The organism is Desertibaculum subflavum, from assembly GCA_003576705.1.
Classification (GTDB): Bacteria; Pseudomonadota; Alphaproteobacteria; order Ferrovibrionales; family Ferrovibrionaceae; genus Desertibaculum; species Desertibaculum subflavum.
Map to the genome: position 1 here is coordinate 11,961 of QOZS01000040.1, position 13,918 is coordinate 25,878.

The 13,918-nt window shown below is 67.7% G+C and carries 13 protein-coding genes; 11 read left to right on the plus strand and 2 right to left on the minus strand.

All coding sequences use genetic code 11. The annotated features are described in order from the left end of the window. Positions 1–2 precede the first annotated feature (2 nt). Both DT074_RS19435 and DT074_RS19440 read right to left on the minus strand, forming a co-directional pair. Positions 3–1,988 (minus strand): acetyl-CoA carboxylase biotin carboxylase subunit, encoded by a 1,986-nt coding sequence (locus DT074_RS19435; RefSeq protein WP_119421527.1) that lies wholly within the window; start codon positions 1,986–1,988, stop codon positions 3–5. Positions 1,989–2,157: 169 nt separating this feature from the next. Further along, on the minus strand, positions 2,158–3,690 hold the full coding sequence (locus tag DT074_RS19440) for an acyl-CoA carboxylase subunit beta (protein ID WP_119421528.1): 1,533 nt from the start codon (positions 3,688–3,690) through the stop codon (positions 2,158–2,160). Positions 3,691–3,842: 152 nt separating this feature from the next. Here DT074_RS19440 and DT074_RS19445 point away from each other — a divergent pair, with 152 nt between their 5' ends. The 11 genes from DT074_RS19445 to DT074_RS19495 all read left to right on the plus strand — a co-directional run bounded on the left by DT074_RS19445 (position 3,843) and on the right by DT074_RS19495 (position 13,875). Next, positions 3,843–4,850, plus strand: a complete 1,008-nt coding sequence (locus DT074_RS19445; protein ID WP_438503698.1) for a quinone-dependent dihydroorotate dehydrogenase — start codon at positions 3,843–3,845, stop codon at positions 4,848–4,850. Then, a complete protein-coding gene (locus tag DT074_RS19450; protein WP_119421530.1) occupies positions 4,847–5,506 on the plus strand; it encodes a class I SAM-dependent methyltransferase in 660 nt (219 codons plus the stop codon). The genes DT074_RS19445 and DT074_RS19450 overlap by 4 nt, the downstream gene beginning before the upstream one ends. Before the next feature lie 57 nt (positions 5,507–5,563). Then, positions 5,564–5,962: a DUF2237 family protein gene (locus DT074_RS19455; protein ID WP_119421531.1), complete on the plus strand. Its 399-nt coding sequence runs from the start codon at positions 5,564–5,566 to the stop codon at positions 5,960–5,962. Positions 5,963–5,967: 5 nt separating this feature from the next. Then, the gene (locus DT074_RS19460) at positions 5,968–6,588 is read left to right on the plus strand and encodes a LysE family translocator (protein ID WP_119421532.1); all 621 of its coding nucleotides are present in this window, start codon (positions 5,968–5,970) and stop codon (positions 6,586–6,588) included. Between the two features lie 89 nt (positions 6,589–6,677). After that, positions 6,678–7,295 carry a LysE family translocator gene (locus tag DT074_RS19465; RefSeq protein WP_162915025.1) on the plus strand — a complete coding sequence of 206 codons (618 nt, stop codon included), beginning with the start codon at positions 6,678–6,680 and terminating at the stop codon, positions 7,293–7,295. A gap of 129 nt (positions 7,296–7,424) precedes the next feature. Next, positions 7,425–9,038: an ABC transporter substrate-binding protein gene (locus DT074_RS19470; protein WP_438503697.1), complete on the plus strand. Its 1,614-nt coding sequence runs from the start codon at positions 7,425–7,427 to the stop codon at positions 9,036–9,038. Between the two features lie 88 nt (positions 9,039–9,126). After that, complete coding sequence (locus tag DT074_RS19475; protein WP_119421535.1) at positions 9,127–10,113, plus strand: ABC transporter permease; 987 nt, start codon at positions 9,127–9,129, stop codon at positions 10,111–10,113. A 1-nt stretch (position 10,114) separates the two neighbouring features. Next, entirely contained in the window at positions 10,115–11,032 is a 918-nt protein-coding gene (locus DT074_RS19480) for an ABC transporter permease (RefSeq protein WP_119421536.1), read from the plus strand. Between the two features lie 7 nt (positions 11,033–11,039). Then, positions 11,040–12,023, plus strand: coding sequence for an ABC transporter ATP-binding protein (locus tag DT074_RS19485; protein WP_368744780.1), 984 nt, complete (start codon positions 11,040–11,042; stop codon positions 12,021–12,023). Next, positions 12,023–13,042 carry an ABC transporter ATP-binding protein gene (locus tag DT074_RS19490; protein WP_119421538.1) on the plus strand — a complete coding sequence of 340 codons (1,020 nt, stop codon included), beginning with the start codon at positions 12,023–12,025 and terminating at the stop codon, positions 13,040–13,042. Before DT074_RS19485 ends, DT074_RS19490 begins: the two co-directional genes overlap by 1 nt. Then, positions 13,021–13,875, plus strand: coding sequence for an inositol monophosphatase family protein (locus DT074_RS19495; RefSeq protein ID WP_119421539.1), 855 nt, complete (start codon positions 13,021–13,023; stop codon positions 13,873–13,875). The genes DT074_RS19490 and DT074_RS19495 overlap by 22 nt, the downstream gene beginning before the upstream one ends. Positions 13,876–13,918 lie beyond the last annotated feature (43 nt).

Sequence of the window (13,918 nt, forward strand, 5' to 3'; positions counted from 1 at the left end):
CGTCACGCGAATTCCAGGATCACCTGGTCGACGGCGAGGCTCTCGCCGGGCTTGGCCGAGACCTTGCCGACGGTGCCGTCGCGCTCGGCGCGTAGCACGTTCTCCATCTTCATCGCCTCGACCACGGCGAGCGGCTGGCCGGCCTTCACTTCCTCGCCCTCCTTGACGTGGATCGCGACCACCAGGCCCGGCATCGGGCAGAGCAGGAATTTCGAGGTGTCGGGCGGTGCCTTGAACGGCATCAGGGCGGCGAGCTCGGCCTCGCGCGGGCGCAGCACGTCGATCGTCAGCACGGCGCCGCCATGGCTGACCCGGAAGCCGAGCGGGCGCGGCTCGATCAGGAAAGTCAGCGCCTCGCCGTCGACATCGGCACGGCACAGGGTCTCGCCCGGCCGCCAGTTGCTCTGGATCGTATGCGCCTTGCCGGCGAGTTCGATCTCGGCGCCGCCTTCGACCAGGCGGCCATGCGCGTTCCAGCTCTTATCGGCCGCGCGCACAACCCAGTCGCGCCCGTCCGCCGGCTTGAAGCCTTGCATGCGGCCGCTGACCGTCAGGTCGCGCTCGCGGTATTTGAGGCGGGCCATCACCGCCACGGCCGCGACGGCAGCGAGCCGCTGCTCCGCGAGCGTCGCGCCGCTGAAGCCTTGCGGAAACTCCTCGGCGATGAAGCCGGTGGAGAGACGGCCGTCCTGGAAGCGCTCATGCGCGAAGATCGCCTGCAGGAAGGGCACGTTGTGCGAGATGCCGGTGATGCGGCAGGCGTCCAGCGCATCTGTCATGCGGCTCACCGCCTCGGCCCGGCTGGAGCCCTTGGTGCAGAGCTTGGCGATCATCGGGTCGTAGTAGAGGCTGATCTCCGAGCCCTCGGTCACGCCGGTATCGATGCGCACCCCGTCCACTTCCTCAGGGAAGCCGCAGCGCACCAGTCGGCCGGTGGAGGGCAGGAAGCCGCGATAGGGATCCTCGGCGTAGATCCGACTCTCCATCGCCCAGCCGTCGAGCTTCACGTCCTTCTGCTGCAGCGGCAACTTCTCGCCGGCGGCGACGCGGATCATCAGCTCGACCAGGTCGAGGCCGGTGACCAGCTCGGTCACCGGATGCTCCACCTGTAGCCGGGTGTTCATCTCCAGGAAGTAGAAATCCTTCTTCTGGCTGGCGACGAACTCGACCGTGCCGGCGGAGTAGTAGCCGACCTTCCTAGCCAGCGCGACGGCCTGCTCGCCCATCGCCTTCCGGGTCTTCGCGTCGAGCAGCGGCGAGGGCGCCTCCTCGATCACCTTCTGGTGGCGGCGCTGGATCGAGCATTCGCGCTCGCCGAGATAGAGGATGGTGCCGTGCTTGTCGCCGATCACCTGGATCTCGATATGGCGCGGGTTCTCGATGAACTTCTCGACGAAGACGCGGTCGTCGCCGAACGACGACCTGGCCTCGCTGGTCGCCGAGACGAAGCCTTCGCGGGTCTCCTGGTCGGTATAGGCGAGCCGCATGCCCTTGCCGCCGCCGCCGGCCGAGGCCTTGATCATCACCGGATAGCCGATCTCATGCGCGATTTTCACCGCCTCGTCGGGGCCGGAGATGGCGCCGAGATAGCCCGGCACGGTGGAGACGCCGGCTTCCTTGGCGAGCTTCTTGGACTCGATCTTGTCGCCCATGGCGAAGACGGCGTGCGCCGAGGGGCCGATGAAGACAATGCCGGCCTTGTCCAGCGCCTCGGTGAAGCGGCGGTTCTCGGACAGGAAGCCATAGCCCGGATGCACCGCCTCGGCGCCGGTCTGCTTACAGGCCTGGACGATGCGCTCGATCTGCAGATAGCTCTCGGCCGCCGGCGCGGCGCCGATATGCACCGCCTCGTCGGCCATGCGGGCATGCACCGCGCCGTCATCCGCGTCGGAATACACCGCCACCGTCTTGATGCCCATCTTGCGGCAGGTCTTGATGACCCGGCAGGCGATCTCGCCGCGATTGGCGATCAGGATCTTCTTGAACATTCTCTTCGACTACCCCTCGATAGCGCGTCGCAGGGTGACCGCGAAGGACGCGAAGAGCGCCAAGTTACGCAAAGAAGCTGCTTTGCGCTCCGCGCTGATCATGTCCTTGGCGTTCCTTTGCGCTCTTGGCGTCCTTGGCGGTGCGATGGTTCTGCCCGGAGGCGGCACGTCACAGCGGGATGTTGTCGTGCTTCTTCCAGGGGTTCTGCAGGTCCTTGTCGCGCAGCATGGCGAGCGCGCGGGCGAGGCGGGTGCGGGTGGCGTGCGGCATGATCACGTCGTCGATGAAGCCGCGGTTGCCGGCGACGAAGGGATTGGCGAATTTCTGCCGGTACTCCTCGGTGCGGGCGGCGATCTTGGCCTGGTCGCCGATCTCGGCCCGGAAGATGATCTCGACGGCGCCTTTCGGCCCCATCACCGCGATCTCGGCCGAGGGCCAGGCGAAGTTGACGTCGCCGCGCAGGTGCTTGGAGCTCATCACGTCATAGGCGCCGCCATAGGCCTTGCGGGTGATCAGCGTGACCTTCGGCACCGTCGCCTCGGCGAAGGCGTAGAGCAGCTTGGCGCCGTGCTTGATGATGCCGCCATATTCCTGCGCCGTGCCCGGCAGGAAACCCGGCACGTCGACGAAGGTGACGATCGGCACGTTGAAGCAGTCGCAGAAGCGGACGAAGCGCGCCGCCTTGCGCGAGCTGTCGATGTCGAGGCAGCCGGCCAGCACCATCGGCTGGTTCGCCACGATGCCGACCGTGCGGCCCTGCAGCCGCGCGAAGCCGGTGATGATGTTCTTGGCGAAGGCCGGCTGCAGCTCGAAGAAATCCTCGTCGTCGACGACCTTCAGGATCAGCTCCTGCATGTCGTAGGGCTTGTTCGGATTGGCCGGCACCAGAGTGTCGAGCGACATCTCGGCGCGGTCGATCGGATCCTCGCTCGCGCGCGCCGGCGGCTTCTCCTTGTTGGAGAGCGGCAGGAAGTCGAAGAACCGCCGCGTCTGCAGCAAGGTCTCGACATCGTTCTCGAAGGCGAGGTCAGCGACCGAGGACTTCGCCGTATGGGTGATGGCACCGCCGAGCTGCTCGTGCGTCACCACCTCCTGCGTCACCGTCTTCACCACGTCCGGGCCGGTGACGAACATGTAGGACGAATCCTTCACCATGAAGATGAAGTCGGTCATCGCCGGCGAATAGACCGCGCCGCCGGCGCAGGGGCCCATGATGACCGAGATCTGCGGCACCACGCCGGAGGCCAGCACGTTGCGCTGGAACACCTCGGCATAGCCGGCCAGGCTGTCGATGCCTTCCTGGATGCGGGCGCCGCCGGAATCGTTGAGCCCGATCACCGGCGCGCCGACTTTCATCGCGGTGTCCATCACCTTGCAGATCTTCTTGGCATGCGCGTCCGAGAGGGCGCCGCCGAACACGGTGAAATCCTGGCTGAACACGAAGACGAGCCGGCCGTTGATGGTGCCATAGCCGGTCACCACGCCGTCGCCCGGGATCTTCTGCGTCTCCATGCCGAAATCGGTGCAGCGGTGCTCGACGAAGGTGTCCCATTCCTCGAAGGAGCCGGGATCGAGCAGCAGGTCGACGCGCTCGCGGGCGGTGAGCTTGCCGCGGGCATGCTGGGCCTCGATCCGGCGGGTGCCGCCGCCGAGCTGGGCCGCGGCCCGCTTCTTCTCCAGCTCCGCGATGATGTCCTGCATAGGCGCGCGTCTCCGGGGCGTTTTCTTCTGGTCAATGGCCGGGCGGAATAGCAAATCGACAGGCCCGAGGCCAGAGCGGGTCCCGGATGCCACCGTTGCGCGGGGGCGAGTTCCCGGCCAGTCTGCCCGCCGCAATTCACCTGACCGTCCCTGTGGATCTCTATCCCCTCATCCGGCCATTCCTGTTCGCCCTGGAACCCGAGCGGGCTCACGAACTGGCCGTTTGGGCGGTCGCGCGCGGCCTCGTGCGGGGGGATTCGGCGCCCGACGACGCCGTCCTGAAGACCCGGCTGTTCGAGCGCGAGATCCCGAATCCCGTCGGCCTCGCCGCCGGTTTCGACAAGCAGGCCGAAGCGGCCGACCGGCTGTTCGATCTCGGCTTCGGCTTCGTCGAGGTGGGCGGCGTCACGCCCCTGCCGCAGGTCGGCAATCCCAGGCCGCGCCTGTTCCGCCTGGCCGAGGACCGGGCGGTGATCAACCGGTTCGGCCTCAACAGCGAGGGCGTGGAGGCGATGGCGGCGCGGCTTGCCCGCCGCGACCCCGCCCGCGGCCTGCTCGGCGTCAATATCGGGGCCAACAAGGAGAGCGCCGATCGCACCGGCGATTATGTGACGGTGCTGGAGCGCCTGGGGCCGCTGGTCGATTTCGCGACGCTCAACGTTTCCTCGCCGAACACGCCCGGCCTGCGGGCGTTGCAGGGCCGCGACGAGCTGGCGCGTCTGCTCGACCGGGTGCTGGAAGCCCGCACGCGGCATGGCATCAAGGCGGCGCTGGTGCTGAAGATCGCACCGGATGTGAGCGAGGCGGATCTCGACGACATCGCGGCACTCGCCATCGAATGCCGGCTCGACGGCCTGATCGTCGGCAATACGACGATCGGCCGGCCGGACACGCTGCAGAGCTCGCATCGCGTGGAGACGGGCGGGTTGAGCGGCGCGCCGCTGTTTCCCCTGTCGACGCGCATACTCGCCGCCATGCGCCAGCGGGTCGGCGACCGCGTGCCGCTGATCGGGACCGGCGGCATCTTCACCGTCGAGGACGTGCTGGCAAAGCTCGCCGCCGGCGCCGTGGCGGTGCAGGTCTATTCCGCGCTGGTCTATGAAGGGCCGGGGCTGGTCGGCCGGCTGAAGCGCGGTCTGGCGACCGCGCGCCGGCGATGATCGCCGACCCCGCCGCCTTCATCCGCGCCAATACGCGCCTGCTGCCGGTGCCGCACGCGCCGGAGATCCGTCTCCATCTCGCCGACGAGGCGACGGCGCTATGGGAGAAGACCGAGGAGGAGCTCGGTGCATTGGGCTTGCCGCCGCCCTATTGGGCCTTCGCCTGGGCCGGCGGGCAGGCGCTGGCGCGGCACATCCTGGACCGGCCGGCCATCGTGCGCGGCAAACGCGTCCTCGATTTCGCGTCCGGTTCCGGCCTCGTGGCCATTGCCGCGATGCAGGCGGGGGCGTCGCGCGTCGCCGCGACCGAGATCGACGGCTTCGCGCTGACGGCCATCGAGATCAATGCCGTGGCGAATGGCATCGTGCTGGAGATTCTCTCCGGCGACGTGCTGGAGCGGCCGGTCGATCCGGCGGCATGGGACGTCGTGCTGGCCGGCGATGTCTGCTACGAGCGGCCGATGGCAGAGCGGGTGATCCTGTGGCTGGAAGCCGCGGCCGCTGCCGGAATCGAGGTGCTGCTCGGCGATCCCGGGCGCAGCTACCTGCCGAAGCACCGCCTGGAGCGTCTGGCGGAGTATTCGGTGCCGACCACCCGGGCGCTGGAAGATGCCGAGATCAAGCGGACCTCGGTCTGGGCGCTGCGGGCGCGTTGATCGCCTGCCCTCCGGGACGATAGTCTGCGCGTACCCATCCGCTCGGAGAGGTTCGGCATGTACCAGGATCCGCGACGGCCGCGGCGCGCGGCCTCGATCAACGTGCTGGGCGAGCCGCTCAAGTCGTGCTCGGAAGCGCCGGTGACCGGCTTCTTCCGCGACGGCTGCTGCAATACCGGCGCGGAGGATCACGGCCTGCACGTCGTCTGCGTGGTGACCACGGCGGAGTTCCTGGCCTTCAGCCGATCGTGCGGCAACGACCTGTCGACCCCGGTGCCGGAATACGGCTTTCCGGGGCTCAAGCCCGGCGACCGCTGGTGCCTCTGCGCCGCGCGCTGGCAGGAGGCGCTGGAGGCGGATGCGGCGCCGCGGGTCGTGTTGGCGGCGACGCATGCGGCCGCGCTTCAGGTCGTCGCGCTGGACGACCTCAAGCGCTACGCGGTCGACCTGAGCTGACCCGCATGATGTCGCTCGAGCTGTACTTCCTGTTCGTCACCGCGGCGACGCTGCTGATTCTGACCCCCGGCCCCAACGTCTCCCTGATCGTCGGCAACAGCATCAGCCACGGCACCCGGCTGGGCCTGTTCACCGTCGGCGGTACCACCACGGCAACGGTGCTGCAGATCGCCCTGGTGGTCGGCGGCATGACCTCGCTGCTGGCATTGGCCTCGGATGCCTTCGACTGGATCCGCTGGGCCGGCGTCGCCTACCTGATCTATCTCGGCATCCAGCAATGGCGGGCGCCGGCGGCGCTGTTGGACGAAGGCAGCCGGCGGGCGGTGTCGCTCCGCAACCTGTTCGCGCAGGGCATCCTGGTGGCAATCACCAATCCGAAGACCTTGCTGTTCCACGCGGCCTTCCTGCCGCAATTCGTCGATCCCGCCGTGGCGGCCGGGCCGCAGCTTCTATTGCTCGGCGCCACCTACACCGCTCTGGCCGGCCTGCTCGATTGCGGCTGGGCCTGGGCCGGCGGGCGCCTGCGCGGCCGACTCGACGCCCGCCGCGGCAAGCTGGTCAACCGGGTGAGCGGCGGCTGCATCATCGGTGCGGCGATCGGCCTCGCCCTCGCGCGCCGCCCGTAAGGCTCCGCCTTCGCGAGTTGGTCGCCGGCGGGACCGCGTGCTATGGGGCGCCGCCCGCAGCCGGCTGAGCAGGTGACGTGGAAGAGCTATTGCTGATCGCAAAAGGGGTGGTTGCGGGTTTGGTGCTGTCGGCGCCGCTGGGCCCCGTGGCACTGCTGTGCGCCCGGCGCAGCCTGATCTATGGCCCATCGGCGGGCCTGGTCTCCGGTCTCGGCGCGGCCACGGCCGATATGATCTACGCCGCCGTCGCGGCTTTCGGCCTGACCGTGATTTCCGATTGGCTGGCGCTGCACCGCCAGACCATCGATCTGGTGGGCGGCGGGCTGCTCATCGCGCTTGGCATCTATCTGTTGCTGATCCAGCCGAAGCCGACCGACGAGCCGAGCCAGCGCCAACTCGAGCCGATGGACGCGCCGCATGCGTTCGGCGCCACTTTCGCGCTGACGGTATCGAACCCGATCACGCTGGTGACCTTCCTCGTGCTGTTCGACTATCTGCGCGCCGGCGATCTCGGCGATCGGCCCGGCATGGCGGCCCTGCTGGTCGCAGGGGTATTTGCCGGCTCGATGGTGTGGTGGCTCAGTCTGGCCTTTGGCGCCGGGCGGCTGGCCGGGCGTCTGGGCCTTGCCGGCGAGCGCCTGCTGAACAGGGCCTGCGCTCTGGTCATGCTGGGCTTCGGCGCCTATGGGCTGCTCCGCTTCGCGTGATCGGGCCGGCCGGCGCCGTCGGTGGACACGGCACAATTGTCATGATTATTGTTGCCGCCACGGAGCGGACACATCGCCGGCGTGAGGCGTGTCCGCAGCTCTGGGGAGCAATCTAGAGAGGCGATGAAAATGGATATGCGATCGGTTCTGAAGACCGGCGCCTGCGCGGCCGTGCTTGCCATGGCCGCCGGCGGCGCTCTGGCCCAGGAAAAAGTGCTGCGTTGGTCGAGCCAGGGCGATGCGTTCTCGATGGACCCTTACGTCCGCAACGAATCGCTCACGCTCGGCGTGATGAGCAACGTCTACGAGGGCTTGACGCGGCGCGACACCAAGACGCTCGAGATCCAGCCCGGCCTGGCGATCAAGTGGGAGCAGCAGGAGCCGACCCGCTGGCGCTTCTGGCTGCGCCAGGGCGTCAAGTTCCATGACGGCCGGCCGTTCACCGCCGACGACGTGGTGTTCTCGTTCAACCGGGTCAAGGTCGGCGCTTCTGATCTGAAGACCCGCGTCGCCGGCATCAAGGAGGCGAAGAAGGTCGACGACTTCACCGTCGACTTCATCACCGACGTGCCGAACCCGATCATCCACTACGAGTGGGATACCTGGTACATCCTGTCGGCCAGCTGGGCGAAGGAGAACCATGCGCTGGAGACGGTGGACGTCACCAAGACGACGCCGAATTTCGCCTCCACCTCCGCGAACGGCACCGGGGCCTACCTGCTTACCTACCGCGAGGCGGATGTCCGCACCGAATTCGCCGTCAATCCCGCCTGGTGGGATGCCGAGGGCAAGAAGAAGTTCAACGTCACCAAGGTGATCTACCGGCCGATCAAGAACCCGGCCACCGCCGTGGCGGCGCTGCTCTCCGGCCAGATCGACGTGGTCGAGCCGGTACCGGTGCAGGATATCGACCGCATCAACAAGTCGGGCCAGGCCAAGGTGCAGATCGGGCCGGAGCTGCGCACGATCTTCCTCGGCATGGACACCGACCGGAACGAGCTCGTCTATTCCGACGTGAAGGGCAAGAACCCGTTCAAGGACAAGCGGGTGCGCCAGGCCTTCTATCAGGCGATCGACATCGAGGCGATCAAGACCAAGATCATGCGGGGCCTGTCGGTGCCGTCGGCGATGATGATCGGCGATGGCGTCAACGGCTACGACAAGTCGATCAAGCGGCTGGCTTATGACCCGGCGGCGGCGAAGAAGCTGCTCACCGATGCCGGCTATCCGAACGGCTTCAGCGTGACGCTCGACTGCCCGAACGACCGGTACGTCAACGACGAGGCGATCTGCCAGGCGGTGGTCGGCATGCTGGCGCGCATCGGCGTCAAGGTGACGCTGAACGCCCAGTCGAAGACCATCATCTTCCCGTTCTACGCGGCGAAGCGCGATACCAGCTTCTACATGCTGGGCTGGACCCCCGGCTCGGTCGACAGCTGGAACGTGCTCTACAACATCGTCGGCTCGGTGAAGAAGGACAGCCAGGGCCGGATCGTGCGGGGCCTGTTCAACTACGGCGCCTGGTCGAGCCCGCAGCTCGACGACCTGACCGACAAGATCCTGGTGGAGACCGACAAGGCCAAGCGTGACGCCATGATCTCGCAGGCCTGGAAGCTCCATATCGACGATATCGGTCACCTGCCGCTGCACCAGCAGGCGCTGGCCTGGGGCGTGCGGAACAACGTGAGCGTGGTGGTCAGCCCGTTCAACCGCTACGACTGGTCCCGCGTGATGGTGAAGTAGCGGTCCTCGAATGCATTGGGGCCCTGTCGCGCGCCGCGTGGCAGGGCCCTTGCTTGGGGCATTTCGTGATTCCGCTGTCGTTTCCTAGATGATCGCATTCGTTCTGCAGCGCCTGGCGCAGGCCGTCGTCGTCATGCTGGCCGTCGCGCTGGTGGCCTTTTCCCTGTTCCGCTATGTCGGCGATCCGGTCATCAACATGGTCGGCCAGGACACGCCGGAAGAGGAGCGTATCCGCATCCGCGAGCAGCTGGCGCTCGACCAGCCCGTCGTGGTGCAGTACTTCCGTTTCGTACAGCAGATCGTCAGCGGAAACTTCGGAACGTCGTTGCGCACCGGCATCCCGATCGGCCAGTTGATGGCCGAGCGCCTGCCGGCGACGCTCGAGCTCGCCATCGTCGCCGGCATCTTCGCCCTCGCCGTCGGGCTGCCGATGGGGGTCTATACCGGCCTCTATCCCAGGTCGCGGCTTTCCAATGCCTTCCTGACGCTGTCGCTGCTCGGCGTGTCGCTGCCGACTTTCCTGATCGGCATCATGTTGATCCTGTTCTTCTCGGTGATGCTCGGCCTGCTGCCGTCGTTCGGCCGCGGCGACGTGGTGCATCTCGGGCCCTGGTCCACGGGGCTGCTCTCGGCCAGCGGCCTGCAATCGCTGATCATGCCGGCGATCACGCTTGGCATGTTCCAGCTCGCGCTGATCATGCGCCTCGTCCGCGCCGAGATGCTGGAGGTGCTGCGCACCGACTACATCAAGTTCGCCCGCGCCCGCGGGCTGACCAACCGGGCGGTCAATTTCGGCCATGCGCTGAAGAACACGCTGATCCCGGTGATCACCATCGTGGGCCTGCAGCTCGGCGCGCTGATCGCCTTCTCGATCATCACCGAGAGCGTGTTCCAGTGGCCGGGCATGGGCCTGCTCTTCCTGCAGGCGGTGCAGTTCGCCGACATTCCGGTGATGGCGATCTATCTCGTGCTGATCGGCTTCCTCTTCGTGCTGATCAACCTGATCGTCGACCTGCTCTACTACGTCGTGGACCCGCGGCTTCGCGTCGACGTCCGCGCAGGGCGGGGAGGCTGACATGGTCGCCCAACGCCTCAACGCCATCCTCGACAGCGATCTCTGGTGGAGCTTCACCCGGTCGAAGGTCGTGGTCGGCGCCGCCATCGTCACGCTGCTGCTGTTCGTTGCGGCGCTGATCGCGCCCTGGATCTCGCTGCAGGATCCCTGGGATCCCGGCGCGCTGCAGCTGATCAACTCGCGCAATCCGCCGGTCTGGATCGAGGGCGGCACCTGGGAGTTCCCGCTCGGCACCGACAACCAGGGCCGGGACATGTATTCGGCCATCCTCTACGGGCTCCGCGTTTCGCTCGTCGTCGGCTTCCTTGCCGTGATCTTCGCCATGGTGCTCGGCATCCTGCTCGGCCTCGCCAGCGGCTATCTCGGCGGCATGACCGACACCGTGATCATGCGCGTCGCCGACGTGCAGCTGACCTTCCCGGCCATCCTGATCGCGCTGCTGATCGGCGGCATCGTGCGCGGCGTGATGACGCCGGCCGATTTCGAGGCGGTCGCCGTCTATGTGCTGGTGCTGTCGATCGGGCTTTCGCAATGGGTGCAGTTCGCCCGCACCGTGCGCGGCCAGACCCTGGTCGAGAAGAACAAGGAATATGTGCAGGCGGCGCGGGTGATCGGCCTGCCGGCGCGGCTGATCATGCTGCGCCACGTGCTGCCCAACGTGATGGGGCCGGTACTGGTCATTGCCACCATCAACCTCGCCGTCGCCATCCTGACCGAGGCGACCCTGAGCTTCCTCGGCGTCGGCGTGCCGGCGACCAGACCCTCGCTCGGCACCTTGATCCAGATCGGCAACGGGTTCCTGTTCTCCGGCGAGTGGTGGATCGTGATCTTTCCGGGCATCACCATGGCGATCCTGGTGCTGGCGGTGAACCTGCTCGGCGACTGGCTGCGCGATGCCCTCAACCCGAAGCTCCGCTGAGGCCGCGGTGACGGATCGCCCCAACGCGCCGCTGCTCGAAGTGCGCAGCCTGCGCGTCGAGTTCGAGACCCGACGCGGGCCGCTGGTCGCCATCGACGACGTGTCCTTCTCGATCGCGCCGGGCGAGGTGCTCGGCGTCGTCGGCGAGAGCGGCGCCGGCAAGTCGCTGACCGGCACGGCGATCATCGGCCTGCTCGAGCCGCCGGGCCGCATCACCGCCGGCGAGATCCTTCTCGCCGGGCGGCGCATCGACAATCTGCCCTACGAGGCGATGCGCAGGATCCGCGGCCGCGAGGTCGGCGCCATCTTCCAGGACCCGCTGACCTCGCTGAACCCGCTCTACCGGGTCAGCGACCAGCTGATCGAGACCATCCGCACCCATCTGCCGATGAACGAGAAGGAGGCGCGCGCGCGTGCGCTGCAACTCCTGCAGGAGGTCGGCATTCCCGGTGCTGCCGAGCGGCTCGACCATTACCCGCACCAGTTCTCGGGCGGCATGCGCCAGCGCGTCGTCATCGCGCTGGCGCTGGCGGCGGAGCCCAAGCTGATCATCGCCGACGAGCCGACCACCGCGCTCGACGTCTCCATTCAGGCCCAGATCATCACGCTCTTGAAGAGGCTCTGCCGCGAGCACGGCACCGCCGTCATGCTGATCACCCACGACATGGGCGTGATCGCCGAGACCGCCGACCGCGTCGCCGTCATGTATGCCGGGCGCATCGCCGAGATCGGCCCGGTGCGCAAGGTGGTGCAGGAGCCGCATCACCCCTACACCGTGGGCCTGATGGGCGCGATCCCCAATCTCGGCCACGACGTGGCGGCGCTGACCCAGATCGAAGGCAGCATGCCGCGCCTCAACGCCATCCCGCCGGGCTGCGCTTTCAACCCGCGCTGTCCGAAAGTGTTCGACCGCTGTCGGGTGGACCGGCCGGACCCGATGCCGGTCGGCGGCTCCGATGTCGCCTGCTGGCTCTACGGGGAGGGCCGGTAATGGCGCAGGAGACCGTGCTGCAGGTCGACAACCTGAAGCGCTATTTCGACGTGTCGAAGCCCTGGCTCAGCCGGGTGCTGGAAGGCGGCGGCCGCCAGGTGGTGCAGGCGGTCGACGGCGTCAGCTTCGAGATCAGCAAGGGCGAGACTTTCAGCCTTGTGGGCGAGAGCGGCTGCGGGAAGTCGACCGTCGCGCGGCTGATCGTCGGCCTCTATCCGCCGACCGATGGCAGCATCGTCTTCGAGGGCGTCTCCCTCAGCAACCCGGCGGAACGCGCGCGCCATCCCGAGAAGCAGGCGCGCATGCAGATGATCTTCCAGGATCCCTATGCCTCGCTCAATCCGCGCTGGCGCGTCGGCGACATCATCGCCGAGCCGATCCGCTTCCGGAAACTGCTGGAAGGCGGCGCCGTCAAGGCGCGGGTGGGCGAGCTGCTGGAGCAGGTGGGCCTCAGCGCCCGCGATGCCGAGAAATACCCGCACGAATTCTCCGGCGGCCAGCGCCAGCGCATCTCCATCGCCCGCGCGCTGGCCGGCCGGCCGGATTTCCTGGTCTGCGACGAGCCGACCTCCGCGCTCGACGTCTCGGTGCAGGCGCAAATCCTCAATCTGATGAAGGAATTGCAGGCCTCGCTGAACCTGACCTATCTGTTCATCAGCCACAATCTGGCGGTGGTCTCGCATGTCTCGACCAAGGTCGGCGTGATGTATCTCGGACGGCTGGTCGAATGGGCCGAGACGCGCACCTTGTTCAACCGGCCGAAACATCCCTATACGCGCATGCTGCTCGATGCGATTCCGGATCTCGACATGTCGGGACGCGCGCGCACGCCGGTGGCGGGCGAGGTGCCGAGCCCGATCAACCCGCCCTCCGGCTGCACTTTCCACACCCGCTGCCCCTTCGCGACCGAGCGCTGCCGCGCCGAGGTGCCGCAGGCCCTGAGCGTTGACGGCCAGAACGTGGCCTGCCATGCGGTGGAAGAGGGGCGTTTGCCGGAATGGCGCGGCCTGGCGGCTTGAGCGCCTTCACCCAAGCGGATCTGCGCCAGCTGGCGTCCTTCCTCGCGGAGGCGGCGCGGGCCGAAATCCTGCCGCGCTTCCGCAATCTCGGCGACGGCGCGGTGCGCACCAAGACCTCGACCATCGATCTCGTGACCGATGCCGACGAAGCGGCCGAGCGCCTGATTGGCGCGCGCATCGGCGCAGCTTTTCCGGGCGCCATCGTGATCGGCGAGGAGGCGACGGGCCGCGATCCGGCCCTGCTCGACGCGCTGGACTATGCGGAACTGGCCGTGCTGGTCGACCCGGTCGACGGCACCAAGAACTTCGCGTCCGGCCTGCCGCTGTTCGGCGTGATGGCGGCTGTCGTGTCGCGCGGCGAGGTGATCGCCGGCGCGATCCACGACCCGTTGGGCGGCGATGTCGCGCTGGCGCTACGCGGCCAGGGCGCCTGGATCGAGCGGGATGGCGGTGCCCGCACGCCGCTCTGCGTCGCGCCGCCGGTGCCGCTCGGCGAGATGGAAGGCATCATCGGCACGACCTACCTGCCGGAGCCGCTGCGCTCGACGGTGAACGGCAATCTCGCCCGTCTCGCCACCTCGGCCTATTACCGCTGCGCCGCGCATGAATACCGCATGGCCGCCGGCGGGCATTGCCACGTGCTGCTCTACAACAAGCTGATGCCCTGGGATCACGCCGCCGGCTGGCTGCTGCACCGCGAGGCCGGCGGCTATGCGGCGCATTTCGACGGCACGCCCTATCGCCCGACTCGGCGCACCGGCGGCCTGATCTGCGCGCCCGACGAAGCCAGCTGGCACGTCGCCCGCGACGGCCTCCTCACGCCCAGCGCCTAGTCTAGCTCCAGAAGCCGTATCCGCCTAAGCTCCCCCGCAACGA